Raw genomic sequence first — 26,981 nt, forward strand, 5'->3', positions numbered from 1 at the left:
CAAGGTCAGGCGAGGCCCAGATCGGCCAGCCCCAGCAGGGAACGGTACGGAACCTCCTGAGCGCGGATCACCTCGTCGGCGCCGGTGTCGCGGTCGACCACGGTGGCCACGCCGATCACCTCGGCGCCAGCGGCCCGCGCGGCGATCACCGCATTGGCCGGGGATGCACCGGTGGTGGAGGTGTCCTCCACGATGAGCACGCGCTTGCCGGCGATGTCCGGCCCCTCGACCTGCCGCTGCATACCGTGTGCTTTGGCCGCCTTGCGCACGACGAAGGCATCGATCGGCCGGCCCTCGGCGTGCATGATCGACGTCGCCACCGGATCGGCGCCCAGCGTCAGACCGCCGACCGCCGTGTAATCCCAGTCCGCGGTCAGCTCCCGCATCAACTGGCCGATCAGCCGGCTGGCCTCGTGTTGCAGGGTCGCCCGGCGCAGGTCGACGTAGTAGTCGGCCTCCTTACCGGAGGACAGGATGACCCGGCCGTGGACCACCGACAGCTCGGCGACGAGGGCGGCCAGGCGTCGGCGGGCGCCCGGATCGAGGGCAGGCGAATCGGAGACGGCCATGAGGGCTCCTGGGTCTAGTCGAGGTCGCGGTCGTCGCGCACCTGCATGGACGGCAGGTCAGGCAGCTCGGGCTGCTCAGCGGCCGGGCGCTGACGCATGGGGGTCGGTCGCGGCGGGCGGGTGAACCGCTCCTCGCCGAAACGGGCTTCGGGGAGTTCGTCGTAGTCGACCTCTTCCACGACGATCTCGTCGGCGGCAGCCTCGGTGGGACGCGGCTGGTAACCGCTCCGGGGTCCCTCGGGGCCGGCCGGGGGCTGGGCCGGCCGGGGGCTGGCATCCAGCGGCGAGGTGCGCGGCACATAGCGCGGAGGGGGCTCGTAGGCCGGCTGACCGGGGACAGTCTGGCCGGGACCGGTCGGGCGGTAGCCGGCGGGGCGCTCGTAGACCGGGCGCCCGGGGGCGGGCTGATCGGCGGCGGGACGGCCGTTTTCCGGACGCGGGCCCGGTGCGCCCGGTTCAGCCGACGCGGCGTCCTGCTCGGCGCGACGGCGTCGTGCCTTATCGCGCAGCGATTCGGTCTTCTCATCGGCCAGCTCATCGCTGATCGGACCGTGCGGGTCCCGCGGGTCCGGCGCATCCTGCGGATCGACCGCCGGCGGCAGCACCAGCAGCAGATCGGCGAAGCGACGCACGGTGTCCAGTGCCACGTCCAGGCGTTCGGGATCGGCGGTCAGCGGCATCGAGCCCAGCGCCCAGTTGCCCTCGTTCCACAGGATCTCGATGTAGGGCGGCGCCTCGGTGGCCAGCGCGACCATGCGTCGGTCGCAGGTGCGGCGGGCGGCGTCCAGATTGCTGGCGAACATCACCCGCGAACCCATCGCACCCAGCAGCTCCACATCGGTCTCGGCCGGGGCGAGCACGTCCTCGTAGCGCAGGTCCACCGTCACCGACGAGGCGGTCGGGCGGCGCACGGCCACCACCGTCGCGGTCTCCTCGAGGTCGAAGACCACCGCCTCGACTCCCTCGTAGAGTCCGTAGGCGACATCGCGCACCGGAACACCTTCGGGCACGTCCATCGCGGCACGGCGGAACACCGTCCGCAGTTTGCTGTCGGACTCACGGAACTTGAAGGAATGCTCCTCGCCCCAGACAGCGCGCTGGTGATGCACCTGCTCGGACCGGTTACGGTCCAACCAGAGAAGCACCCCGGCGCCGATCAGCGCGAGGACCGCAATCACGAAGTAGACGGTAGTCATCGGGCTTAGCCTACTATCGAACGCCCATTTCACGGATAGCGACTCGACGGTCGTCATCCGCCCGAAGAGGAGGAACACCGCATGCCACCCCCGTCCGCCGACGCGATCACCGCCCTCGCCGAGACGGTGGATGCCGCCCTGGTCGAGACCCTGACCTGCGAATTGGTCGAACAGCCCAGTGTCAATCCCGGGGGCACCGAGGGTGCCGCGGTGGCCGTGCTGGCACGCGCCTGCCGGGAGGTCGGTTTGGCGGTGACGACCACCGAGGTGGCCCCCGACCGGCCCAATCTGCTGGCCACGCTGGGCGAATCCGCCCCCGCACCCGGCCTGCTCTTTCTGGGGCACACCGATGTGGTGCCGACCGGGCCGAACTGGACCGGCGACCCGTTCGTGGTGCGCCGCGACGGAGACCTGGTCATCGGGCGGGGCGCGGCGGACATGAAGGGCGGATTGGCCGCGGTGGTGGCGGCGATGGCGGCCCTGTCGAGGGCTGGCGAGTTCGGGATCACCCTGTCCGGGCTGGTCTCGCTGCTGGCGACCGTCGACGAGGAGGAGCACGGTCTGGGGGTGCGGGCAGTGGTCGCCGACCCACCGCCGCACGACTACGCCGGCTGTATCGTCGCCGAACCGACCAGCCTGCAGGTGGTGCGCGGCTGCCGGGGCGCGTCGTACCTGCAGATCGAGGTGACCGGCCGGGCCGCGCATTCGGGCCGGCCCTCCGACGGCCGCAGTGCGATCGAGGCCGCGGCCGCCGTGGTTTGGCTGATCGGCCGCGACCAGGCGGAGATGGCCGCCGATCCCGAGCCACTACTGGGTTTCGGCACGTGGAACATCGGCGTGATCGAGGGCGGTCAGGGCATCAACATCGTCCCGCCGAACTGCTATCTGGGTGTCGATCGCCGGCTGATGCCCGGTGAATCGGTCACCGCGGTCGCCGATCGCCTCGCCGGCCAGATCACCGCCGCCGGGATCGACGGTGACGGTATCGAGGTCACCGTGACTCCCACGATGGAGATGCCCGGCTTCGCCACCGACGCCGAGGCGCCGCTGGTGCTCGCGGCCGCCGCAGCCGTCGAGCAGTCCGGGGCCGCCACCTCGATCGGCGGCTGGAGCGCCGCCTGCGACGGCGGTTTCATCAGCCGCGATCTGGGGGTGCCGACGATCGTCCTGGGCCCCGGCGACATCAACAACCAGGCGCATCAACCTGACGAGTCGGTGTCATTGACCGAGCTGGTCACCGCCGCGCGCGCCTATGTGCGCACCGCGGTGGCCCTGCTCGCCGACGGTTCCTGAGGCGCCCGACCGTTCTGCACCCGCACCGGCGCTGCGGCGGGTTCGGCGCGGCGGCGGTCCGGCGCGGCGGCCGCGTGAACCTTGTGTTCCGTTTCCGACCGGTCGCGGTCGGAAACGGAATACGACCCGCGGTAGCTTCGGCAGGGCCGGCAAACCGGCCGGACGAGCGGGCCGGAAAGCCTGACCACGGCAGACGAAAGGGCGGCGACCCCCCACAGGTCGCCGCCCTTGCCGTCGTACGCCTTACACGTACGACACTTCTCAGCCTGTCCGGAGGTCAGCCCTTCCGGATGGCTGCCTCGACCTCTTCGGCCGGGAGATCCTTGGTGCAGAAGAACCAGTCCTGGCACTCCATCGCACCCTCTTCACCGCCCATGCGGTCCTTGGCGGTGCCGCAGGAGCCGGCGGTCGGCACGATCACCTTGTCGCCCGGACGCCAGTCGGCCGGGGTGGCGATGTTGAACGCGTCCGCGGTCTGCAGGCCCTTGACCACACGGAGCAGTTCGTCGAAGTTACGGCCCAGGCTCAGCGGGTAGTAGAGGATGGTGCGGACGATGCCCTCGGGGTCGATCACGAAGACCGCGCGCACCGCCTTGGTGGTGTCCTCACCCGGCATGATCATGCCGTACTTGGACGCCACGTTCATGCTGATGTCCTCGATCAGCGGGAAGGTCACCTCGACGTCGCTGTGGCCGTTGAAGTCGATCTTCTCCTTGATGGTCCGCAGCCACGCGATGTGGCTGTACAGGCCGTCCACCGACAGCCCGACCAGCTCGGTGTTGTACTTGGCGAATTCGTCCATCATCGAGGCGAACATGACGAACTCGGTGGTGCACACCGGGGTGAAGTCAGCCGGGTGCGAGAAGAGGATGACCCACTTGCCCTTGTAGTCGCTCGGGAAGTTGATGTCGCCCTGAGTAGTCACGGCGGTGAACTCCGGTGCGGGGTCACCGATCCGGGGCATGTGAAACGGAGCCGGCGCGCTGTTCTGGTCGTCAGTCATGGTGTTCCTCCTCGGTGGGACTTCGTTTTCTGGATCCAGTCTAAACTATACCCCCCGGGGTATCAAATAATGTGTGCTGAGTCATAGCGCACTTACCGCGCACCAGCCGCGTCGCCGAGTGCCGCCCGCGACCACCCACGACTGTGTGCACGCTGTCGCCGCACCGCTCTGATGATCGGTCGGCCTGCTCGGACCGCTGCATGGTCGCGTATCCGGCCGCGAAGACGATGTCCTCCGCTACGAGCGCTATCGACCGTTCGGTCGATTCATCCATCCGAGAAAGAGATTCACACCCATGCGGGTTACGAAAGTGTTGTTCGGAGGCGCCGTCGCGGCCGCCCTCGTCGCAGGTGTCGCCGGCTGCTCCAGTAGCGACAACGGCGGCTCGGCGTCGGATTCGGCGGCTCAGACCACCGCTTCAGTCGCCGTCCCGGCCACCGTCACCGTCACCGGAATCGTGCCCGGCAACGCCGACGATGTGAACGCCGCCGGGGCCGGCGACGTGGAGGCACGCGGCGAGCTGGTCTACGTCCAGTTCACCGTGACCAACGCCTCGGATACCCCGCTGCCCAGCGACGGAAGGCCGGGCGTGAATCTGCTCGGACAGGACAAGAAGAACATCACGCCGCAGTACGTCGTGCCGGGGACCAAGAACTGCGACGGCGTCAAGACGACTCCGGACGGTATCGGCAAGGGGCAGTCGTACACCTCGTGCATCGTCGTGCGCGGCGGCGAGGACTACATCGGCGCCGGATTCAGCAAGGGCACCGAGCCCTACTCACCCGATTACAAGGGCGACCCGATCGTCTGGAAGAAGTGACCGGGTAGCACCCGATCGGCCGGGCCCTGCTCCGAAACCAACGGAGCGGGGCCTGGTTGCTTCGCTGCACACCACCGGTCAGACGACGTCGTGCACGCGGATTCCGATGGTGCCGGCCCTACCGCGCCGCAGCCGTGAGCCGAGCACGGTGAGCCTGCCGATGATCCCGTACTTGCGCTCGATCAGGGCGACGGCGGGCCCGACGTCGATCAGCTCGCCGACACCGGCCACCACCGGACCGAAGGTCTTGGTGCCCCGCGCATCGCAGGCCTGCACCAGCACGTTGTTGTTGCGGCGCAGCCGCTTGACCTTCCAGGAGTCGGTGACCGTCCACAGCACCAGGTCGGCGCCGTCGCGTGCGGCCCACAGCGGGGAGGCCACGGGGGTGCCGTCCTTCTTGTAGGTGGTGAACATGACGTACTTGGCCTCGGCGATCTGGCCGACGGTGGCGTTCATGAACTCGACCGTACCGCCGCCCGTCTCCCCCACAGACGGGAGCAGCCCCGCTCCCTGCGCGGGGAGCGGGGCTGCGGGTCCGTCGACCGTCTGGGTCAGCCGACCTTCAGCGAGTCGGTCGCCTCGTCGATCGTCACGTGGACGGTGTCGCCGTCACGGATGTCACCGGCCAGCAGCGCCTTGGCGAGCTGGTCGCCGATGGCCTGCTGGATCAGGCGACGCAGCGGGCGGGCACCGTAGAGCGGGTCGTATCCGCGGGCACCGAGCCATTCCTTGGCCTCGTCGCTGACGTCCAGGGTCAACCGGCGGGCCGCCAGGCGGTCCGACAGACCCCGCAGCTGGATGTCGACGATGGACACCAGCTGCTCGGGGCTGAGCGCCTCGAAGATCAGGATGTCGTCGAGCCGGTTGATGAACTCCGGCTTGAACCTGGCGCGCACCGCCGCCATCACCTGGTCGCGGTCGCCGCCGGCACCCAGGTTGGACGTCAGGATCAAGATGGTGTTGCGGAAGTCCACCGTGCGGCCCTGGCCGTCGGTCAGCCGGCCCTCGTCGAGGACCTGCAACATCACGTCGAAGACGTCCGGGTGAGCCTTCTCGACCTCGTCGAACAGCACCACTGAGTACGGGCGACGACGCACCGCCTCGGTCAGCTGACCACCCTGGTCGTAGCCGACGTAGCCCGGAGGCGCACCGACCAGACGAGCGACACTGTGCTTCTCGCCGTACTCGCTCATGTCGATCCGCACCATGGCGTGCTCGTCGTCGAACAAGAACTCGGCCAGCGACTTGGCCAGCTCGGTCTTACCGGTGCCGGTGGGTCCGAGGAACATGAACGAGCCCAGCGGACGGTTGGGGTCGGCCACGCCGGCACGGGCGCGGCGCACCGCATCCGAGACGGCCGTGATGGCCTCTTCCTGACCGATCACACGCTGCGCGATGTGCGATTCCATGCGCAGCAGCTTGGCGGTCTCGCCCTCGAGCATGCGGCCGGCGGGGACGCCGGTCCACGCCGAGACCACATCGGCCACATCGTCGGGGCCGACCTCTTCCTTGGGCATGATGCTGCCGTCGGCGCCGGCCTCGGCACCGGACTTCTCGACCGCCTCCTCGAGCTTCTTCTCCAGCCCGGGGATGGTGCCGTACCGCAGTTCGGCGGCCCGGCCCAGATCGCCGTCGCGTTCGGCCCGATCGGCCTCACCGCGCAGACGCTCGAGTTCTTCCTTGACGTCGCGGACGCTGTCGAGCACGTTCTTCTCGGCCTGCCAGCGGGCGGTCAGCTCGTTGAGCTTCTCGCGCTGATCGGCCAGCTCGCCGCGCAGCTTGTCCAGGCGCTCCTTGGAGGCGTCGTCGCTCTCCTTCTCCAGGGCGAGCTCCTCCACCTCCAGCCGGCGCACGATGCGCTCGATCTCGTCGACCTCGATGGGCCGGGAGTCGATCTCCATGCGCAGGCGCGAGGCGGCCTCGTCGACCAGGTCGATCGCCTTGTCCGGCAGGAACCGGGAGGTGATGTACCGGTCCGACAGGCTTGCCGCGGCGACCAGTGCGGAGTCGGTGATGCGCACGCCGTGGTGCACCTCGTACCGCTCCTTGAGGCCGCGCAGGATGCCGATGGTGTCCTCGACCGAGGGCTCACCGACGTACACCTGCTGGAAACGTCGCTCCAGGGCGGCGTCCTTCTCGATGTACTGGCGGTACTCCTCGAGCGTGGTGGCACCGACCAACCGCAGCTCACCCCTCGCCAGCAGCGGCTTGATCATGTTGCCCGCGTCCATCGCCGAGTCGCCGGTCGCGCCGGCCCCGACGATGGTGTGCAGCTCGTCGATGAAGGTGATGATCTGGCCGTCGGCGGCCTTGATCTCGTCGAGGACCGCCTTAAGGCGTTCCTCGAATTCACCCCGGTACTTGGCGCCGGCGACCATCGCACCCAGGTCGAGCGAGACGACGGTCTTATCGCGCAGCGATTCGGGCACGTCGCCTTCGACGACGCGCTGGGCCAGACCCTCGACGATCGCGGTCTTACCGACACCGGGTTCACCGATCAGGACCGGGTTGTTCTTGGTGCGACGACTCAGGACCTGCACCACGCGGCGGATCTCGCTGTCGCGGCCGATCACCGGGTCGAGTTCGCCGGCGCGCGCACGCTTGGTCAGGTCCGTGGAGTACTTCTCCAGCGACTGGTAGGTGTCCTCGGGGTTCTCGCTGGTCACCCGGGCGGTGCCGCGGACGGCCTGGAAGGCATCGCGCAGCGCCTGCGGGCCGGCTCCGGCGTTCTGCAGCAGCTTGGCCGCATCGGAGTCGCCGGTGGCCAGTCCGACCATCAGGTGTTCGGTGGAGACGTACTCGTCGTTCAGTTCGGTCGCCAGATTCTGGGCCGTGCTGATGGCCGCGATCGATTCGCGGCTCAGCTGCGGCTGGGCGCTGGTGCTGGAGACCACGGGCGCACGGGAGACCAGGGCCTTGGCCTCGGCCAGCATGTGCGCGGGATCGACGCCGACCGCCTTGAGCAGCGGCGTCGCGATGCCGTCGGACTGTTCGAGCAGTGCGACGAGGATGTGTGCGGGGCGCACGTCGGGGTTACCCGCCGCAGCCGCGTCTTGAACGGCAGCCTGCAGTGCAGCCTGCGTCTTGGTGGTTGGCGTGAAGCTGTCCACTGGCGTTCGCCTTTCTTTCAGGTTCTCTGTTCGATAGGGCGCTTCCGAAGCGTCGCCTCGGGCCCAAGTCTAAGAGCCGGGTTCGGCCCTTACATCGATTCCAACACCGCCAGAGTTGAGTCTGTTCCACTAAACTTTGCGGTGAGCCGGTGATCTACGACACAGCGTCGTTGCTGCCGCAGGCGCTCATGGTCTGGACTGGCGAACCGAAAGTCTGGATTACTGGACGGTAGTGCCACTACAGCAACATCAGCCACAAAGTCTGGATTGAGGGCCAAATCCGAGCCGTACAGCTGTCCAATTGACACCCCGCCACAATCTATTCGGCCCGGGTACGCTCGTCGAGACGCGCAGGAGTGCGGCAAGGCTTGAGCAAGGGGCTAGATGGTTGCATTTGGATGCTCGTCGGCTGAATCACTGAGGTGACTGGATGATTGCATGGCTATCACTCGCGAGTTCGTTCGTGGCCATAGCGATTTCAATACTGGCGTATAGAGCAGGACAACCCCGCCTCAAATTATCTGCAAGCAGCGGACTCCTGATTCCGATCGCGCGTGGAACTGTCCAGGTCGTCGTCGAGAACACCGGTGGTGCACCAGCTGTCGTTAGCCAGGTTTCGATCCGCTCAATCGACAACCACGTCTTCGGCAAACCGTTCAATGGAATCGAGAACCCGCAGTGTCCGCTGACCCTAGCCGCACATGGCGGTCGAGCCGTGTGGAACTTCGACGCACGTCAGCTCTCACTCGACGCAGAAGGCGCAGTTCGCGAAAAGCCACTCGTGGTGCGAGCAGAAGCGGCTGTTGGTTCAAAGACGTACCGATCTAGAAAACTGGTAGTCAACCTGCCTGGCGACTTGAAAGTACGACTCAGCCGCAGGACGCGCCTCCGCAGATCGTTTCAGTCATGGGTCAACCCACGTATCACCGTCGTAGGCGGAGTTTTCCACGAGATTCCCGCACCCGATTGCGCAACCGTAGATTACCTAATCAGAACCTCAGGCAAAGGGGTCACGAGGAAGCAGAAACTGACGCTGGTCGTTGAACACTCGGACGGCCGCCGAGCGCGAGTCCCGAATGTCGCTCAGGTAGAGCTACCGCGGCTGTGGTTCGGCAAGAAAGAGGATGTGGTCACACTGCCAGTTGTCGAAGAACCAGCAGCGCCCGATGATCAGTACTGGTGGATAGTGACGAACGCAAACGGTGTGGGGGAAGGACACGGGATCAGCGCGACGACACGATCGGACATCCAGGAGGTTCGTCAACGGTTTCAGGAGCGCGGACAGTCCGGTCGATCTGGTGCAGACTCAGCGGAGTGACGTGGAGCATCTACCAGGAAGACGCGTACCAGCCGTCCCTTCTCGACTCCTCAGAACGTCGACGGTAACGCGCTGGTACCCCGGGATTGACCGAAGGAGATGTACGGGTTGAGCAAGCTGGGCAATTTCGTATGGGGCATCGCCGACCAGCTGCGTGGCGTGTACAAGCCGCACCAGTACGGCGGGGTGATCCTGCCGTTCACGATCCTTCGCCGCCTGGACTGCATCCTCGAACCCCACCGCGACGAGATCCGCAGCCTGGCCGAACAATACGACGGCGGCGCCCTGGACGTTCAGGTCAGACGCAAGACGGGCCTGTCGTTCTACAACACCAGCCCGTTCGACTTCACCACGCTCCTGGAAGATCCCGAGGGCGTGCAGGCGAACCTGATGGACTACATCACCGGCTTCTCGGCCAACATCGACGTCTTCGAGCGATTCAAGTTCGAGAACGAGCTGGCGACCCTGGACGAGAAGAACCGCCTATATCTGGTCACCTCCCAGTTCGCCGAAGTCGACCTGCATCCCGACCGGGTACCCAACGCCGAGATGGGCGACCTGTTCGAGCACCTGATCTACAAGTTCGCCGAAGCCTCCAACGAGGAGGCCGGCGAGCACTACACCCCCCGCGACGCGATCCGCCTCATGGTCGACCTGCTCTTCGCCGAAGAGAACATCGCCTTGCTCGAACCCGGCACCGTCCGCACCATCTACGACCCCACCGCCGGCACAGGCGGCATGCTCTCGGTCGCCGAAGAACGCCTCCTCGAACGCAACCCCGACGCACGGCTGCGCCTGTACGGCCAGGAGATCAACGACCAGTCGTATGCGATCTGCAAGTCCGACATGATCGCCAAAGGCCAAGACGTAGACAACATCCGCCTGGGCGACACCCTGTCCGACGACCAGTTCTTCGACCGCACCTTCGACTTCTGCATGTCCAACCCGCCCTACGGCGTGGACTGGAAAGCCTCCGCCGAAGCAGTGAAGAAAGAAGCCCTGGCCCCGAATTCCCGCTTCTCCCACGGACTCCCATCGATCGGCGACGGCCAAATGCTGTTCCTGTGCCACCTGGCCTCGAAGATGCGGGCCCCGCACGACGGCGGCGGCCGCGCCGGTATCGTCCTCAACGGCTCGCCCCTTTTCACCGGCGCCGCCGGCTCGGGGCCGTCGCAGATCCGGAAGTGGCTGCTGGAATCGGATCTGGTCGAGGCGATCATCGCCCTGCCGACCAACATGTTCTTCAACACCGGCATCGCCACCTACATCTGGATCCTGGACAACACCAAACAGCCCGAACGCCAAGGCAAGATCCAGCTGATAGACGCCACCAGCTTCTGGACCAAGATGCGCAAGAGTCTGGGCGCCAAGAACCGCGAACTCGACGCCGACGCCCGCGACCGCATCCTCGCCCTCTATGACGCCTTAGACGACGCCGACCCCGACTACTCCAAAGTGTTCACCGCCGACGACTTCGGCTACTGGACCATCACCGTCGAACGCCCCCTCCTCGACGACGACGGCAACCCGGTCACCGACCGCAGGGGCAACCCGAAACCCGACACCAAAAAACGCGACACCGAGAACATCCCCTTCACCTACGGCGGCAACACCCAAGGCCAACACGGGCGCGACGCCACCATCGCCCAGTACTTCCACACCGAAGTGCTCCCGCACGTCCCCGACGCGTGGATCGACGAGAAGAAGACCAAGGTCGGCTACGAAATCCCCTTCACCCGACACTTCTACAAGTACATCCCACCCCGTCCCCTCGTCGAGATCGACGCCGACCTCAACAAGCAAGTCGCCAAGATCATGGACCTACTGAGGGAGGTTGAAGGGTGAAACCGCCGCCGATATCCGCCAGGTGGCGTCACGGGCAGATCAAAAACATCGCCGACGTGACACTCGGAAAGATGCTGCAGTCATCCAATTCCGGTGACGATATTGAAGCGAACTACATGCGAGCAGCAAATGTCCAACCAGAGGGAGTGCTCCAGCTTGACCCGAAACTGATGTGGTTTAAACCCGGCGAGCTTGAGTCACTCAGCTTGAGACAGGGCGATGTCGTCGTTGTCGAGGGCGGTGTTGGCGGGTACGGTCGGGCCGCCTACGTTCCAGCGGATCTCCAGGGTTGGGGATTTCAAAACTCGATCAACCGGCTTCGCCCAGTCGGCGAGAACGACGGGCGATTCCTGACCTACTACTTGATTGCACTTCGGGCGTCCGGCTTCATCGAGCGGTACTGCAACGTGGTGTCGATGCCACACCTCACCGCCGAGAAGCTAGCGGCGATACCAATTCCTATCCCAGAAGTCATCGAGCAGCGCGCCATCGCCAACTTCCTGGACCGGGAGACGGCCCGGATTGACACGCTCATCGAGGAGCAGCAGCGACTCATCGACCTGCTGCTGGACCGAAGACAATCCATTATCGAGACGACAGTATTCACAGGTCTCGACGGAGGCGAGACGAAGGACCCTACGGAGCCGTGGCTCCCGACACTTCCCGTGAATTGGACGACAACGCAGCTGGGGTTTGTTTCAGACACCACCGCTGGATGGGCTTTCCCGAGCGACGGGTTCACGCAGGTGGAATCGGACGTTCGCTTACTTCGGGGAGTCAATGTAAAACCCGGCGGTACGGATTGGTCCGATATGATGCGATGGAACCAATCCGATAATGCTGTGCCCGATATTTACCAGCTCATTCCTGGAGATTTGGTTCTCGGCATGGACCGGCCATTTGTGGGCGGCGGTGTCCGCATCGCGGTACTGACTACCGATGACGTTCCCTCCTTACTTGTGCAGCGGGTAATGAGAATCAGGCCGAGTGCGGTCGCGGATCCTGGATACTTCCGTTACATCCTGGAGTCCAGCGCGTTCTGGGCGTACCTGGAGCCGCTCTTCACTGGAGTTAGTGTTCCCCATGTGAGCGAGTGGCAAGTCCGAAAGTTTCGGATGCCGCTGCCACCACTCGTGGAACAGCGCAGAATCGCAGCTCACATCGAGGAGAAGACGACAAAGATAGATCTCCTGGTTGCAGAAGCGGAGAGGTTCGTCGAGTTAGCGTCAGAGCGGCGGACGGCTCTGATCACCGCGGCTGTGACTGGTCAGATCGATGTGCGGGATGAGGTGGCGTGAGTCGTGGCGCAACACCATGAGGTCGAGTTCGAGCGGGAGTTCGCCGAGTACCTGGCCGCCCACGGCTGGTTGTACTCGCCGATCGACGCCGGCTACGACCGCGAACGGGCCCTGTTCCCCGAGGACGTGCTGGGCTGGTTGCGCGACACCCAGCCCGAGCAGGTCGAAAGGGTCATCAAACCGGGTGTGAACGTCGGGAAGCAGGAGGGGCAACTGCTTGATCGGATCGTGAAGGTCCTGGACCTGCCGTTGGCTAACGGTGGTGGCACCCTGAATGTGCTGCGGAAAGGGTTTTCGCATCTGTCGGGCAAGTTCTCGATGTGCCAGTTTCGGCCCGAAACAACTTTGAACGTCAAGCGGAATACTGATTATGCGGCGGTGCGGTTGCGGGTGATGCGGCAGGTGCATTTCTCGACCGCAGACAACCGGTCGGTGGATCTGGTGTTCTTCGTCAATGGTCTGCCGGTGGCCACGGCGGAGTTGAAGACCGATTTCACGCAGACGGTGACCGATGCGATCGACCAGTACCGGACCACGCGTCTGCCGAAGGACCCCAAGTCTGGGCATGTGGAGCCGCTGTTCGTCTCGGGGGCGCGGGCGTTGGTGCATTTCGCGGTCTCCAACGACGAGGTGTGGATGACCACCAACCTCGCCGGCGCCAAGACGCACTTTCTGCCGTTCAACCGCGGCACCGAGGACGGCGGGGCCGGGAACCCGGTGAACCCGCACGGATCACGCACCTCCTATCTGTGGGAACGGGTGCTGCAGCGGGATGCGTGGCTGAACATTCTGGGCCGGCTGATGTACATCAAGCATGAACAGTCGACCGACCCGATCAGCGGCAAGACCAGCCGGTCATCGACGATGCGGTTCCCACGGTTCCATCAGTGGGAGGCCGTCACCGACCTGACCGCAGCCGTTTCTGCCGAAGGCCCGGGACAGCGGTACCTCATCCAGCACTCTGCCGGCTCGGGTAAGACCGACTCGATCGCCTGGACCGCGCACCGGATGGCGCGCCTGCAGGTCGATAACGCCAAGGTGTTCGATTCGGTCATCGTGGTCACCGACCGCAACGTCCTGGACGCCCAGCTCCAGGATGCGATCACCCAGATCGACAACGACGCCGGGATCGTGGTCGCCATCGACCGCGAGGAAGCCGCCAAAGCCGGGGCCTCCAAGTCCGGGGTTCTGGCCAAGGCCCTGTTGGACGGGAAGCTGATCATCGTGGTGACGATCCAGACCTTCCCGTATGCGATGGCGGCGATCCGCGAGAACAAGGGCCTAGCGGGTAAGACGTTCGCGGTGATCGCCGACGAGGCTCACTCCTCCCAGTCCGGGCAGATCGCCGGGAAACTCAAAGCCGTCCTGACCTCCGAGGAACTCCAGGACATCGACGACGGCGGGGAAATCGATGTTGAGGCGATCCTGGCCGCTGAAGCCACTGATCGAGCGGACTCGTCGAACATTTCCTACTTCGCGTTCACCGCGACCCCGAAGGCCAAGACCCTCGAGTTGTTCGGCCGCCGCCCCGCCCCCGATGAGCCACCGGCGGCGTTCCATGTGTACACGATGAAACAGGCCGTCGAGGAGGGCTACATCCTCGACGTGCTGACCGGCTACCACAACTTCAAACTCGCCTTCCAGATCGGCCAGAACGCCGCGGCCGAGAACGAGGAAGTCGATCAGTCCGAGGCGACGAAGGCGGTGATGAAGTGGGTCAAACTCAACCCGCAGACCATCGCCCAGAAGTCAGCGATCATCGTCGAACACTTCCGCGAGAACGTCGCTGACCTACTCGACGGGCACGCCAAAGCAATGGTCGTGGCCGATTCCCGTAAGGCCGCTGTCCGCTACAAACTCGCCATCGACCGCTATATCGCCGACAAGGGTTACGGTTACGGCACCCTAGTCGCGTTCTCCGGCACGGTTCACGACCCCGAGTCTGGGCCGGAGGATTTCACCGAAGCCTCCATGAACCCCGGTATCCGGGACCTGCGCACCGCGTTCACCGGCGACCAGTATCGGGTGATGATCGTGGCCAACAAGTTCCAGACCGGTTTTGACCAACCGTTGTTGTGTGCGATGTACGTCGACCGCAAACTCTCCGGCGTCACCGCCGTGCAGACCTTGTCACGATTGAACCGCACCTACCGCACCCCGTCGGGCACCGTGAAGACCGCGGCGATGACCCAGGTCGTGGACTTCGTCAACGAACCGGCCACCATCCGCGAAGCATTCGAACCGTACTTCACCGACGCCTTCCTGGAAACCGAGACCGACCCCAACCTGGTCCACGACCTGACCGCCAAACTCGACACCACCGGCATCTATACCCAAGCTGAGATCGATCAGTGCGCCGACGCCTACGTCAAAGGCAAGGGCAACAACGCGCTATCGGCCGCGGTCGATCCGGGTAAGAAGCGCTTTGCCGACCGCTACACCGCCGCTCTCCTGCACAACGGTGGGGAAGGTGACAAAACCGAGTTGGCGGTGCTGGACATGTTCCGCCGCGATGTCGGTTCGTTCGTGCGGCTGTATGACTTCATGTCCCAGATCATCGACTACGGCGACCCCGAACTGGAGAAGAAGCACATCTACCTGCGCCTACTCGAACGCGTCATCCAGCCCGACAACTACACCGCCCCCATCGACCTATCCGACGTCGTTCTGAAGCAGATCAAGCAGATCGACCAGGGCAAGACCGACATCAGCCTCGCCACCAAGACCGGACTAACCGGACTCACCGCTGCCGGCACTGGTGAACGGCGCGACCCCACCATGGTCGCCTTCCAGGAGGTCCTCGACAGACTCAACGACCTGTTCGGGTCCGAAGACTTCTCCCAGGCACAAAAGGTCTCGTTCATTGAAACCCTGCTCGACACCCTGCTGGCCGACGCCGAGTTAGTCCAGCAGGCCAGGGTCAATACCACCAAACAGTTCACCGAATCGCCGGACTTCGAGTTCGCCGTCACCGGCGCCGTCGCCGACAACCAAGGCGCCCACTCCAAAATGAGCGACTACTTCTTCAGCAACACCCCCGGCCGCGACCGACTCTTGGCCGACATCGCCAAATGGTTCTACCGAGTCGTCGCCGACCAGGCGTCACAGTAGATCCACGGCATGTGCCCCGAGGTTCGTCCGACGTTTGCGTTGATCAGCCGCGAACGGCGAGGCGGTCAACCCGGCCACTTCCCCACATCCACACCAGGATGTCGAAAACTCGGATCGTACTGATGTCACTCTCGATCCCGGCTTCCTTCCGAATCTCATCGAGGTGGCTGACGAGCCGACAGTTGTCGGCGCGAAGAGCGGCTTGGAGGTTTTGATAGAAGAGGTGCTGGCGCGGGTTGTGACCGACGGTCTTGACCACCACTGAGTCCATGATCGGGAGCAGTCTCGGCCGTTTGCGTGCCAGGAGTTTGCTGGTCTTAGCACGACCTACGCCGCGGTTGCCCCGTACCAATGACCACAACTCCTCAGCATCAGCGAGGACATCCTCGTCTGCATCGACGAGGTCGAGCCACGTAGGGAGACGTCGCAGTAGTGCGCTCAACTGGTCGCGGTAGTCGGGATCGGTGTCGCCGAGAATCCGCAAGGCCGCGTCACCGGGGAAGCTGACGTCAAGAAGGGTGACCGCCACGAGGTCATCGGCGCCGAACTCATCTCTTGTTTCGGGGCGGTCGCCGCCACCGGCGAACCTCTCGAAACGGGACCCACTGTAAACGGGCAGAGGATCGGCGTAGAAGTAGGCGGTGAGCACCTCGACAGCAAGTTCGCCCTGCCCGGGGTCGAGAATCGGCGGCAAGCGCATACCTTCAATGGCCATGACCGACCGTACCCGAAGACAGCGACGTTAAGACTCACTCAATGAGCTCCCCCGTAACGCCGGCGTCGCCGCGCGCCCTTCGATGGGCCTCACGCTGCCGTGCCAACCATCGCCGCACTTGCGGCGGGTAGAGGTCCAGTCCCGGTAGGTCTTCGGCGTACTCAGGGGGAGGCGCCATCGCGACGCTCGTCTCGACTCGCGTTCACGACATCCCCCTCAGCGTTGGGCTGCTCGATTCGGCACTCAGCTGCCGCCTTCACGATACGAGTGCGAGCAAGCTTCGGATCGTCTCCATTCGGGTTGACCCCGTTTCGTGGACATCGGTTAAGCGGCCTGGCTGGCCGCCTCGTGAATTGTGATGTCTTCGAAGACGGCGGGGGGCGATATTACCGAGCGCGCTGTGTCTTCTTCGTCGATTGTAGAACTGGTCGATCCATCGGGACACGGCGGTGACCGCGCTGGCGCGGGTGGCGAACTCGTGCCGGTTTTTGAACTCGGTTTTCAGAGTCGACCAGAAGCTCTCTTGCTGGGCGTTGTCCCAGCACACCCCGGTACGTCCGACCGACTGGCGGATGCTGAGTTCGCCGGCGACGTCAGCGAGTTGTTCGCAGGTGTACTGGCAGCCGCGGTCGGCATGGAAGATCACTCCAGCAGTCGGACCGGTAGCCCGGTCGCGGAAGGTGTGGGCGTTGCGTAACGCGGTCTCGACCAGGTCGGTGTGTAGCGAATCGGCGAATGCGTATCCGATGACTCGCCGTGAGCAGCCGTCGCGGACCGCGCACAGGTACAGCCATCCCTGTCCGGTGCGCAGGTACGTGATGTCCGAAGTCCACACCACCTTCAGTGCGCCCTGGTCGAAGTCACGGTTCACCAGGTCGGGGATCGAGTGCGGACGTGCCAGCTCAGGTGTGAGGACGTCCATCTTAAAGCTGTTGGCCTGGTTGAACGCGGCCAAGGCCGGGGCCAGCTGCTTCGCGATGCCTTCGCCGTAGGCGTCAAGCGCAGGGGACATAGACGCGAACTGATTGAGAGCACCGACGGTGGCGGGGTCGAACTGGATCTTGAGGGCCGTTTGCGCGGCGATCCTCGCGGCGTCGGCCTGCATTTTTCGGTAGGCGTTACCGTTGCCTGCGCCCGACGTGCTCATGTCGGACCTTTCCGTAGTTTGTTCGTCTACTCTACGGTGGGGGAGAAACTGGTGGACCTCAGCGCCTTCACGCAGAACTTCGCCGCTTCACCGGGGATGAAGGCTCTCGCTGATTCAGTGCGGTCCTACCAGCAGTTTGATTCGATCGTCTCCCCTCAGCTCACGGAGGCGATGCGCGGGGTAATCGCGACCAGCGTTGGGACCGAGGAGTTCACACGCAAGCTTTTCCAGGCTCCTCCCGGGTTCGCCGATACCCTTCAGAACATCGCCTCGATCAACACACAAGTCGGCAACTTCGCTGAGATGTACGCCCACATCACGGAGCTACTGGCTGAGACTCTCCGAGCCGCCTACGAGGGCACCTAGCTCCTGGACGACTTCGACTTCTCGGTACTTGACGACATCGACGAAGAAGCGTTTGGAGAGTTCCTGGACGAGCATCCCGAACTCGAAGAGACTCTTGTACGGCGAGGTCTGATCAGCAAGGAGAGCTTCAGCCGAGTTGAGACCCGCTTCAAATCGTCGGCCGCGGCTAAGCATCTGATAGTCGCGGTCATCATGTTCTCGGCCAGCGCGGCGCTCATGTTCGGCATAAAGAGTCTCCCCGATGATCTGGAGGACGAGGGCATGATGTACCTCGGGATCGTCGGTTTCATGTACACGGCATATTCCATCCACTCTGCGGTGAAGAAGCCTGTCACTTCCCCGGACACCAAGTAGGCCTATCGGGGACCCGTCAGGACCACAGCTCCATCATCAGTCCATATACGCAAGTCAATGCTACTTTGCACGCGAGTCCAGACTTTCCCGAATAACCCAGTCCAGACTTTCACCATCTCCCCAGGTCACCAGTCCAGACTTTCAACGCCTGCGGCATCTCTGCCGCGGGCGCCGAGAGTCTGGGCTGAGAGCACGAAACTCTGGACTGCTGGGCTCAAAGTTTGGACCGACACGCCGATGGCACACCGAGTGCCGTCATCACGCCGATTCCGGCTGCAACGTCAGAGGAGGGTGTCGGAGCCGAAATATATGGTGAAGTCACCCAAAGCGGCCACCGCGACATCCGGGAACTGGGCAGGGTTGGAGGAACCATGATCCGACAAGTCTGACTCGCCCCAGCATCCCGCAAGAGTGCGTCAACCCGACGCGTCACCCGCAGATTGCCGGCTCTTCCGAATTCAGAGTGCATGGGTGGGGATTTCGAGTTGGCCGGAGTGCATGAGTGATCGCAAGATGTAGTGGTTGAGATTGCGGAAGCCCAGGGCGATGCCTCGCAGGTGTTCGAGGCGTCCGTTGATCGCTTCGACCGGGCCGTTGGAGACGCCGGTGTCGAAGTAGGCCAGGATCTGCGCCCGCAGGCTCCACAGGCTCCGGCCGAGTTGGGCCAGTTCGGGCAGTTCCTTGGGGACGCCGGCGCGGATGGACTTGACGATCTTGTACATGGCGATCTTCCCCTGACGCCGGTTCTTGTTCGCGTAAGCGGCGATCAGTTTCTGATACAGCTGCCAGGTCACCTCGACGGCGACGTGGCTGTCGTGCGCACTCAGGCCCGCCTGCAACCTGACCTGCTGTTTCTCGGTGAGCAAGTGGGCCCGGGTGAGCAGGATCCGGCCGATCTTGTACAGCGGATCGTCCTTGTGGCCACGGCGCCCGGTGGTGGCCTGCTGGATGCGTTGGCGGCAGGTGGTGAGTTTCGCGGCGGCCAGGTGCACCACATGGAATGGATCCATCACCGTGCGCGCGCCCGGTAGTTCCTGGTGAGCGGCGGTGCGGTACCCGGCGAATCCGTCGAGGGCGACGGTCTTGACGCGGTGCCGGAACGTGTCGTCACGGTCGGCGAGCCAATCGGCGAGGACCTTCTTCGATCGCCCCGGCACCATGTCCAGCAGGCGGGCCGGACCGGTCCCGTCCACCAGCGCAGTGAGGTCGACGATCACGGTGACCCATCCCGAATCACCGTGCCCGCGAACATGTTTCCACTTGTGCTCATCGAGCCCGATCACCCGCACCGTGTCCAGGCGAGAGCCGTCGTAGGCCAGCCGTCGGGCGGCCTCGGCGGCGATCGTGTTCACCGTGTCCCACGACAAGCCCAGGGCTCTGGCAACCGCGGCCACGCTCATCTTGTCGCCGATGAGTCGTTGCAGGATCCACCTCGTCGTGCGGGTGGTGACCTGCGAGCGTGGTGCAGCGATCGAGTCGATCCGGGCCCGGTACACCTCCCGCGCGCAGCCAGGGTTCACACACCGATAGCGCGGGACCCGCACATGCAGGCGCGTCGGATACGCGAAGGTCGGGACGTCGACCAGTTCCCGGTCGACCCGGTCACGGAATACACCCGGTTCCCCGCAGTCCGGGCACCGATCATCCGGAGCCAACGGATCGCAGAACAGATGGGTCCGATCAGCGGCATCAATCCCGGCTCCGGAGATCGTCACGCCCAGCTCGGTCGTACGGCAGATGGTGTCGGCAACAGCGGTAAGCTCGTTCACGGTCCTGGTTCCGGTGATCGGGTGGGTGTAGGAGCTTTCACCCTTACACCGGCCAGGACCACTTCCCGCCCTCACACGCCGGGCCGGCGACCGCTACATGTTGTGGTCTACACCGACACCCGCACCACTCACCGAAACACCGTCAATTCGGAAGAGCCAGATTGCCGCTTCGATGTATCCAGGAGATGCGCACTATGAAAACAGCAGAGTTCAGCGAAGCCACGGCACGTGACACGCAGATCCGGCGTAAGGAGATAGGAGAAACTACTCGGATCCGGATATGGGCGAAAGCTGCCGGGCGGTGCGTACTCTGCGCTACTTATCTTCTTGATGCAGCCGACCATTTCTGGCATGCCATCCCCGTCGGCCAGATCGCGCACATAGTCGGTGCAGGCTCAGGAGAGAACGCACCACGCGGCGAGTCCGACCTGAGTGCAGCCGAGCGGTCGTTCGAAGGGAATCTCCTACTGCTGTGCTACCGCTGCCACAAGCGCATCGATGACAAGAGGTACCGCGACAAGTACACGGTGGAGTTCCTGACCCAGAAGAAGAAACTGCATGAGCGCCGCGTCCGCGAGGTCACCGACTTTGCAGTGCTGCGCCCCACGTCCACTGTGACCGTGAGCGCCGATATTCGCGGGACCGCTGCGCCGGTCTCGCTCCCACAAGTAGCCGAGGCACTACGTCTCGAGGGCTACACCAGCATGGGCGACGACACTCGCAACGGCGCATTCACCGTCGATCTGCCTGGCAACGCGAACGACGGATGGGCATGGGAAGCACACCGGACAGAAATAGACCGCCTCACAGCTCGCGTCGCAGACGCTGTCACCGCTGGCGACGTCGAGTCCATCAGTGTCTTTGCGCTCGCCCCGATCCCCTCGCTGGTCTACCTCGGGTCGAAACTCGACGACAAGACAGAGACCATCCTGTTCAGACGCAGACGTGCTGACGACGTGACCGCGTGGACATGGGATGACGGAACCCCGGCGCCGACATTCGAAATCACTGTTCGCTCATCGCCCACTCCCACGAACGAAGCAACGGCTATCGTCGCGCTGACGTCACCGATAAAGGAATCCCGCCTTCCTGAGGGCCTGGGGCCCCTCCCACGCATCACCATCGCCCCGACAACACAGATGCCTCACTCCAACCTCATCAACACCCGAGCAGCACTGGAGGAGTTCGCGAGTGCCTGGCTCGAGGCACTCGCACGCATTGAGAACGACCTCCCGGATGTCGATACGGTGCACTTGGTCGCGTCCGTACCGGCCCCAGCCGCCATCGCCCTGGGGCGTTACCGCATGCGTACCGCCCACCCGAAGATGATCGTGTATCAGCTCACCGGTGAAGGCTACGAGGCCGCGATGGAGGTCACAGAATGACCGCCCGCATCAGGGAGTTCAATCTCTTTCTCCGCGATCACGTCAACCTGAATCAGTCGAGGATCGACACACTGCATTCGCGAGTCTCAGCGCTGGATACAGCGCTCGAAGAGAGCGTGATCCTTGAGGACAAACTCGATGGAAGCCTGATCCCACAAGGATCCTTCGCGCACAGGACCATCATCAAGCCGTTGTATGGCAACGACTTCGATGCAGATGTCCTGATACCTATGAGCGAGCAGGACGAGTGGGAACCGAAGAGGTACACCGTCGAACTTAAGAAGGCGCTCGACGCGGTGCCCCGATACGCGGAGAAGACGGAGCTCGGAAAGCGATGCGTGACTATCCAGTTCGCAAACGACTTCCACATCGATGTCGTCCCGTTCATCGAACGCGCCGACGGCAACACGTACATCACGCACCGCACCCGCAACGAGTTCATTCGGCAGGATCCAACCGCCCTAACGGACTGGTTGAACGAACAGAACAGCACCACCAACGGCCACCTCGTCCGCACTATCCGACTCGTCAAGTGGCTACGCGATCGTAGTTCCATCGACTGTCCTTCCGTTGTGCTGGCAGCGCTGCTCGCCGGGCAAGTGGAGGGCTCCACTAGCCTCGACGGCTACGGCAACGTCGCGACAACCTTCACCGCATTACTCGAGGACCTCCGCGACTACCTCGAACTCCACTCGGCGCCGCCGTGGGTGGACGACCGCATCGGTCAGAACCTCGCAGACCGTCTCACTCAGACAGGATTCAACAACCTCAAGAGCCAGCTGAAACGCTGGGCGCGGCTGGCTCGCAAAGCACTCGACGCCGACGCCTCCGAGAGCATCGATAAATGGAGGAAGCTGCTCGGCGACTCGTTCGGCGCGAGCAACGTCAACTCTGCACAGGTTCTCTCCGCATCCGTCGCGTCGGCTACACCGACCTACGAACATCAAATGGTCCCCGGAGAGATGACCATCACGGAGCAGTTCGGTTTCCCCGAACAACGGTCAGTCACCGACGCCTTCCGCATCGTTGCCCGAATGTCACCAACGAAGAAGGGCCACGGGCGTTACCGCCCACTCAGCGCGAATGGCAATCTGGTCCCCATCGGGCGCTCACTTCGATTCGAAATCGACGGCTGTACGGTGCAAGAACCCTACGATGTGTATTGGAAGGTCCGGAACGCCGGCCCTGAAGCAGCAAGGAGGAAGGCATTCCGCGGAGAGATCATCAAGCGCGGCAAGCAGATTGAGGAGACAAGCAACTTCCCCGGCGCGCATTGGGTTCAGGCGTGGATCGTCAAGGACGAAGTAGCTGTGGCTACCGCAACGCATGATGTCATCATCATGTCCCGTTAAGTCACCGACGGCTCCATCGACGCCAGCGTCACGCAGAACGGGAATCGGCCGAGATTCGGTCAGGACCCGCACATCTCCAGATCAGCCGGGATGGTGAGTGAGAAGAGTAGATCCGTAGTCCTTCTGCATTACCCCATGCGTGCCAGCCTGCCGTTGACGAGGCTCACTGAGCGCACTCACCTCTCCTCGACAGCCGCCCGACTACTCGCGAACTCGGCTGCTTCGCGAACGACGGTTGCCCCGGCTTCTTCCACCGACCCGTCGTCGGTCTTGGTCCAGACGAAGGGATGTTTGCGGTTGTTCCAGCCGTTGATGAATGCGCGGATTTTGGCGTTGAGGTCTTTGACTGAAGTGAACACGCCGCGGCGGATGGCTTGGTGGTCGATGATGCCGAACCACACTTCGACGAGGTTGAGCCACGATGCCGAGATCGGGGTGAAGTGGACGTGGAAGTTCTCGTGCGCGGCGAGCCAGGCCTTCACGTCGGGAGTCTTGTGGGTGGCGTAGTTGTCCATCACCAAATGCAGCTCCTCGCCGGGGTAGGTGCGGTCGAGCTGACGCAGGAACGCGAGGAACTCCTGGTGGCGGTGGCGGGGCTTGACCGCAGCGGTGACTTGCCCGGTCGCGATATCGAGGGCGGCGAACAGCGTTGAGGTGCCGTGTCGTTTGTAGTCGTGGGTCCGGCGCTCGATCTGCCCGGGCTGCATGGGCAGCATCGGAGCGGTCCGGTCCAGCGCCTGGATCTGGGACTTCTCATCCGCACGGAGCACGATCGCGTTCTCCGGCGGCGCGAGGTAGAGACCAACCACGTCGGTGACCTTGGCGACCAACTCGGGATCGGTGGAGTACTTGAAGGTCCCCGCCCGCCACGGCTGCACCCCGTACTCGCGCCACACGCGTGAAACAGTGGCATTGCCGATCTTCAAGTGCCGGGCCAAGCAGACGCGAGGACCAGCGCGTGACCCCGTACTTCTTCGGCGGCGGCGCCAGCGTCGCGGAGACGATGTCGGCATGGTCAACCAGCCGCGGCCGGCCCGGCCGGGCAGTGTCAGCCAGCCCGCCCATTCCGTCATGCAGATACCGGGTCCGCCACTTGACTACCGTCGCACTCGACGCCCCGGTCAACTCCCGAATCCGCGCGTTCGACACCCCCTGCGCGGCAAGGGAAACGATCCGCGCTCGTTTCACTAGGCCAGCTGAGACCGTCGTGGACCGCAGGGTCCTGTCGGGTTCAACATCATCGCCATCACGAAGCGCAAGAGCCGGAGCAGGTGCATTCGCTATACCCCATTCTCCCACCCATCAAAGCGTTTAGGAATTAACGACACACGACAATAGTCGTGATGCTGGTGTTCACTGTAGATAGCCAGTTTCCGACCGAGCTGCGCGGCCATCGTGAGACGCATGGCTGTCTCGACGTACCGATTCCCTATCGTTCCTTGGGCGCGAGCGGATCGGACTTTCCGAACTTCTCGTAGTCCAGCGGTCCGACGACAGCCAGGTGCTCGCGCACGAGCGCCGTGATTGATTTGCGCCTGGACCGGATTGAGGCCATCAGCTTGTCGAACTCGGTCAAGTCCGGATCTATCTGGGCGGCCACCGCCTCATTCGCAGCCGAGATCATCAGGCTGTGAAGTGTCCGAGTGTCTTCGTACAATTCGGAGATAGCTTCCAGAACGAGAGGCTCGCTCACCATCATCATTGCTTGTGAGAACGCCATCTCCACCCTGTGAGAGCAGTTCATCCACGGTCCGAACACACGCATGAGTTCGGCGGCGGACTCCTGGGTGCGTGGCAGCCCCGGAGCTTCCTTCAGCGCAGCCACCAACCCGGGATACAGGAGATTCAGTTCCCCGATGACATCCCAGATCGGAGGGATTGTCTTTATCTGCTCTATCCGTCGAGCGGAGTCCAGCTCACGAGCGAGTCGTTCATCGGCTGCTTTGAGTTCCTGCCTGAACTGGGCCTCCGCACGGTCACGTTCGGCGGCTGCCGCCTGTCTGGCTTCATCGGCCTCTCGCCGAGCAACGCGCGTCTGTACAAGAGCGACTATCACGGCTGCGAATGTCGCAACACCTGTGAACCAGGTTCCGTACGCGCCCCAAGCTGAGCTCCCCCAGCGGTTCACAAACCCCACCACAGTCACCGCTAGAAAGGCCCCTGCTGGAAGGCCGATCGCGATCAATGAACCTGCTGATAGCCGTGTTGACGACGCGTGAAAACTGACCCCCAGGCGACGGGTGAATCTTGACCCCCGTCAGATCCTTGGAGGGTGATTTCAGTGGAGCAGTGGGCGGAGATCCGCCGGTTACATTTGAGCGAGGGTGTGCCGATCAAGGAGATCGTGCGGCGTTTGGGGGTCTCGCGGAACACTGTGCGGGTGGCGGTGCGTTCGGCCGAGCCGCCGAAGTATGAGCGCAAGCCCGGTGGGTCGGCGGTCGATGTGTTTGAGCCGCAGATCCGGGCGTTGCTGGCCGGGTATCCGACGATGCCGGCGACGGTGATCGCTGAGCGGATCGGCTGGACCAGGTCGATGACGGTCCTGAAGGATCGTGTCCGGCAGATCCGGCCGGAGTACCGCGGGGTCGATCCGGCTGATCGGGTGGTGTACGAGCCCGGTGGGTGTTCGCAGTGGGATCTGTGGTTCCCCGATCGGCGAATCCCGTTGGGCCGCAACCAGTTCGCGGTGTTGCCGGTGCTGGTGATGACGCTGGCGTATTCGCGGTACCGGCTGGCAACGATGATCCCGTCCCGGCAGGGCGGAGACATCCTGGCCGGGATGTGGCTGCTGCTGTCTCAGGTCGGGGCGGTCACGCGCAAGCTGGTGTGGGACCGTGAATCGGCGATCGGCGGCAAGGGGGTGCCGACGCAGGCGGCCACCGCGTTCGTCGGGACGCTGGGAACCAGACTGGAGCTGGCTCCGCCGCGGGACCCGGAGTACAAGGGCATGGTCGAACGCACCAACCGGTATCTGGAGACCTCGTTCCTGCCTGGCCGGGAGTTCACCGGGCCGGCCGACTTCAACGCCCAGCTGCAGAGCTGGCTCAACACGTGCGCCAACACCAAGGTCGTGCGGGCGATCGGCGATCGCCGCCCGGTCGACGTGCTCGGCGAGGACGTGACCGCGATGACCGCGTTGCCGCCGGTGGCCCCGGCCTGCGGGCTGCGCGAACGGGTCCGGCTGGCCCGGGACTACTACGTACGCGTGGACGGCAACGACTACTCGGTCCATCCGGCGGTGATCGGCAAGTTCGTCGACATCACCGCCACCGCCACCACGGTCCGGATCTGTCACGGGCAGACCCTGGTGGCCGAGCATGACCGATTCTGGGGGCGACACGCCTCGATCGCCGATCCTCAGCATGTGGCCGCTGCCAGGGAGCTGCGGGTCAACTACCGGCTCCAGGACCTGAACAATCGGGCCGCCAACGCCGCCCGAATACGGGCACACTCCGACGGGCACACCGTGCCGATTCGGCCGCTACCGGACTACGACCGCCTCTACGGTGTCGACTTCACCAGCGGTAACGGCGGCCTGGAGCCGGTCTCGTGAGCGGCAATGATGATCTCGGCTCGCAGATCGAGTACCTGACCCGGGCACTGAAGACCCCGACGATCCGGCGGTGCTGGGCCGAGCTGGCCGACCGTGCCCGCACCGACGGCTGGAGCCACGAGCAATACCTCGCCGCGCTCCTGGAACGGCAGGTCAACGACCGCGAGGCCAACGGCACCACGCTGCGGATCAACGCCGCGAAGTTCCCGGCAGTCAAAACGCTGGAGGACTTCAACTTCGACCACGCCCGGTCGGTGCCGCGTGATGTGATCGCGCATCTGGCCACCAGCACCTGGATCGCCAAAGGCGAGAACGTGATCCTGCTCGGACCACCCGGAGTCGGCAAAACCCACCTGGGGATCGCCCTGGGCATCAAGGCCGCCCACCACAGCTATCCGGTGTTGTTCGACACCGCCACCGGCTGGGCCGCACGCCTGACCGAGGCCCATGCTGCCGGCCGGCTACCCCAAGAACTCAAACGGCTACGCCGCTACCGGCTCCTGATCATCGACGAGATCGGCTACCTGCCCTTCGACAGCGACACCGCGAACCTGTTCTTCCAACTCATCGCCGCCCGCTACGAACAAGGCTCGATCCTGATCACCTCGAACATGCCCTTCGGCCGCTGGGGCGAAGTCTTCGCCGACGACGTCGTCGCCGCAGCACTCATCGACCGACTCGTCCACCACGCCGAAGTAATCACCATCACAGGAGACTCCTACCGCACCAAAACCCGACGCGACCTCATCAGCAACGACCAGTAGAAACCAGACAAAA

The 26,981-nt window shown here is 64.0% G+C and carries 18 protein-coding genes and 3 pseudogenes; 11 read left to right on the forward strand and 10 right to left on the reverse strand.

From position 1 onward, the window contains the following. Positions 1-5: 5 nt before the first annotated feature. Complete coding sequence (gene pyrE, locus GOHSU_RS13320) at positions 6-569, reverse strand: orotate phosphoribosyltransferase (protein ID WP_005942721.1); 564 nt, start codon at positions 567-569, stop codon at positions 6-8. Positions 570-820: 251 nt separating this feature from the next. Further along, positions 821-1,765 (reverse strand): annotated as a pseudogene (locus tag GOHSU_RS13325) (TtfA family protein); the annotation flags it as partial. An 81-nt stretch (positions 1,766-1,846) separates the two neighbouring features. Between GOHSU_RS13325 and GOHSU_RS13330 the strand changes: the two are divergent. Beyond that, positions 1,847-3,058, forward strand: a complete 1,212-nt coding sequence (locus GOHSU_RS13330; RefSeq protein WP_005942727.1) for a M20 family metallopeptidase — start codon at positions 1,847-1,849, stop codon at positions 3,056-3,058. Between the two features lie 277 nt (positions 3,059-3,335). Here the strand turns inward: GOHSU_RS13330 and GOHSU_RS13335 are convergent, their stop codons facing one another. Beyond that, positions 3,336-4,061: a peroxiredoxin gene (locus GOHSU_RS13335; protein ID WP_005942730.1), complete on the reverse strand. Its 726-nt coding sequence runs from the start codon at positions 4,059-4,061 to the stop codon at positions 3,336-3,338. A gap of 295 nt (positions 4,062-4,356) precedes the next feature. On the opposite strand from GOHSU_RS13335, the gene GOHSU_RS13340 reads away from it, so the two are divergent. Then, complete coding sequence (locus GOHSU_RS13340; RefSeq protein WP_005942731.1) at positions 4,357-4,881, forward strand: hypothetical protein; 525 nt, start codon at positions 4,357-4,359, stop codon at positions 4,879-4,881. A gap of 78 nt (positions 4,882-4,959) precedes the next feature. Here the strand turns inward: GOHSU_RS13340 and GOHSU_RS13345 are convergent, their stop codons facing one another. Both GOHSU_RS13345 and clpB read right to left on the reverse strand, forming a co-directional pair. After that, the gene (locus GOHSU_RS13345) at positions 4,960-5,337 is read right to left on the reverse strand and encodes a PPOX class F420-dependent oxidoreductase (protein ID WP_005942734.1); all 378 of its coding nucleotides are present in this window, start codon (positions 5,335-5,337) and stop codon (positions 4,960-4,962) included. Between the two features lie 95 nt (positions 5,338-5,432). Then, positions 5,433-7,991 (reverse strand): ATP-dependent chaperone ClpB, encoded by a 2,559-nt coding sequence (clpB, locus tag GOHSU_RS13350; protein WP_005942737.1) that lies wholly within the window; start codon positions 7,989-7,991, stop codon positions 5,433-5,435. 1,426 nt (positions 7,992-9,417) lie between these two features. Between clpB and GOHSU_RS13355 the strand changes: the two genes are divergently transcribed. From GOHSU_RS13355 to GOHSU_RS13365, 3 genes are read left to right on the forward strand one after another with little or no spacing between them, the layout of a single operon-like run. Then, complete coding sequence (locus tag GOHSU_RS13355; RefSeq protein WP_024332606.1) at positions 9,418-11,154, forward strand: type I restriction-modification system subunit M; 1,737 nt, start codon at positions 9,418-9,420, stop codon at positions 11,152-11,154. Then, positions 11,151-12,452 carry a restriction endonuclease subunit S gene (locus tag GOHSU_RS13360; RefSeq protein ID WP_005942746.1) on the forward strand — a complete coding sequence of 434 codons (1,302 nt, stop codon included), beginning with the start codon at positions 11,151-11,153 and terminating at the stop codon, positions 12,450-12,452. Before GOHSU_RS13355 ends, GOHSU_RS13360 begins: the two co-directional genes overlap by 4 nt. 3 nt (positions 12,453-12,455) lie before the next feature. After that, the gene (locus GOHSU_RS13365) at positions 12,456-15,563 is read left to right on the forward strand and encodes a type I restriction endonuclease subunit R (protein WP_005942749.1); all 3,108 of its coding nucleotides are present in this window, start codon (positions 12,456-12,458) and stop codon (positions 15,561-15,563) included. A 43-nt stretch (positions 15,564-15,606) separates the two neighbouring features. On the opposite strand, the gene GOHSU_RS13370 is transcribed toward GOHSU_RS13365, so the two are convergent. After that, complete coding sequence (locus tag GOHSU_RS13370; RefSeq protein WP_005942751.1) at positions 15,607-16,278, reverse strand: DUF6308 family protein; 672 nt, start codon at positions 16,276-16,278, stop codon at positions 15,607-15,609. Positions 16,279-16,654: 376 nt separating this feature from the next. Continuing rightward, positions 16,655-17,167: pseudogene (locus GOHSU_RS17290) on the reverse strand (IS3 family transposase); the annotation flags it as partial. A 294-nt stretch (positions 17,168-17,461) separates the two neighbouring features. On the opposite strand from GOHSU_RS17290, the gene GOHSU_RS13380 reads away from it, so the two are divergent. Together GOHSU_RS13380 and GOHSU_RS16815 are read left to right on the forward strand one after the other, a co-directional pair. After that, on the forward strand, positions 17,462-17,791 hold the full coding sequence (locus tag GOHSU_RS13380; protein WP_005942756.1) for a hypothetical protein: 330 nt from the start codon (positions 17,462-17,464) through the stop codon (positions 17,789-17,791). 192 nt (positions 17,792-17,983) lie between these two features. Further along, positions 17,984-18,145, forward strand: coding sequence for a hypothetical protein (locus GOHSU_RS16815; protein ID WP_005942759.1), 162 nt, complete (start codon positions 17,984-17,986; stop codon positions 18,143-18,145). A gap of 458 nt (positions 18,146-18,603) precedes the next feature. Here the strand turns inward: GOHSU_RS16815 and GOHSU_RS13385 are convergent, their stop codons facing one another. Next, entirely contained in the window at positions 18,604-19,914 is a 1,311-nt protein-coding gene (locus tag GOHSU_RS13385) for an ISL3 family transposase (RefSeq protein WP_005942761.1), read from the reverse strand. Between the two features lie 194 nt (positions 19,915-20,108). Between GOHSU_RS13385 and GOHSU_RS13390 the strand changes: the two genes are divergently transcribed. After that, positions 20,109-21,299 (forward strand): SAVED domain-containing protein, encoded by a 1,191-nt coding sequence (locus GOHSU_RS13390; RefSeq protein WP_005942764.1) that lies wholly within the window; start codon positions 20,109-20,111, stop codon positions 21,297-21,299. Next, on the forward strand, positions 21,296-22,651 hold the full coding sequence (locus tag GOHSU_RS13395) for an SMODS domain-containing nucleotidyltransferase (protein WP_005942767.1): 1,356 nt from the start codon (positions 21,296-21,298) through the stop codon (positions 22,649-22,651). The genes GOHSU_RS13390 and GOHSU_RS13395 overlap by 4 nt, the downstream gene beginning before the upstream one ends. 176 nt (positions 22,652-22,827) lie before the next feature. Here the strand turns inward: GOHSU_RS13395 and GOHSU_RS16640 are convergent. Beyond that, positions 22,828-23,935: pseudogene (locus GOHSU_RS16640) on the reverse strand (IS630 family transposase). 145 nt (positions 23,936-24,080) lie between these two features. Continuing rightward, complete coding sequence (locus GOHSU_RS13405) at positions 24,081-24,836, reverse strand: hypothetical protein (protein WP_005942772.1); 756 nt, start codon at positions 24,834-24,836, stop codon at positions 24,081-24,083. Positions 24,837-24,923: 87 nt separating this feature from the next. On the opposite strand from GOHSU_RS13405, the gene istA reads away from it, so the two are divergent. Both istA and istB read left to right on the forward strand, forming a co-directional pair. After that, the gene (gene istA, locus GOHSU_RS13410; protein ID WP_155821268.1) at positions 24,924-26,204 is read left to right on the forward strand and encodes an IS21 family transposase; all 1,281 of its coding nucleotides are present in this window, start codon (positions 24,924-24,926) and stop codon (positions 26,202-26,204) included. Next, the gene (gene istB / locus GOHSU_RS13415; RefSeq protein WP_005942777.1) at positions 26,201-26,968 is read left to right on the forward strand and encodes an IS21-like element helper ATPase IstB; all 768 of its coding nucleotides are present in this window, start codon (positions 26,201-26,203) and stop codon (positions 26,966-26,968) included. The genes istA and istB overlap by 4 nt, the downstream gene beginning before the upstream one ends. Positions 26,969-26,981 lie beyond the last annotated feature (13 nt).

Origin of the sequence: Gordonia hirsuta DSM 44140 = NBRC 16056 (assembly GCF_000333015.1) — a bacterium.
Lineage (GTDB): Bacteria > Actinomycetota > Actinomycetes > Mycobacteriales > Mycobacteriaceae > Gordonia > Gordonia hirsuta.

Coding starts and splice junctions, on each gene's coding strand:
- pyrE (WP_005942721.1), bottom strand. CDS start 569: ATGGCCGTCTCCGATTCGCCTGCCCTCGATCCGGGCGCCCGCCGACGC.
- GOHSU_RS13330 (WP_005942727.1), top strand. CDS start 1,847: ATGCCACCCCCGTCCGCCGACGCGATCACCGCCCTCGCCGAGACGGTG.
- GOHSU_RS13335 (WP_005942730.1), bottom strand. CDS start 4,061: ATGACTGACGACCAGAACAGCGCGCCGGCTCCGTTTCACATGCCCCGG.
- GOHSU_RS13340 (WP_005942731.1), top strand. CDS start 4,357: ATGCGGGTTACGAAAGTGTTGTTCGGAGGCGCCGTCGCGGCCGCCCTC.
- GOHSU_RS13345 (WP_005942734.1), bottom strand. CDS start 5,337: ATGAACGCCACCGTCGGCCAGATCGCCGAGGCCAAGTACGTCATGTTC.
- GOHSU_RS13370 (WP_005942751.1), bottom strand. CDS start 16,278: ATGGCCATTGAAGGTATGCGCTTGCCGCCGATTCTCGACCCCGGGCAG.
- GOHSU_RS16815 (WP_005942759.1), top strand. CDS start 17,984: ATGTTCTCGGCCAGCGCGGCGCTCATGTTCGGCATAAAGAGTCTCCCC.
- GOHSU_RS13390 (WP_005942764.1), top strand. CDS start 20,109: ATGAAAACAGCAGAGTTCAGCGAAGCCACGGCACGTGACACGCAGATC.
- GOHSU_RS13395 (WP_005942767.1), top strand. CDS start 21,296: ATGACCGCCCGCATCAGGGAGTTCAATCTCTTTCTCCGCGATCACGTC.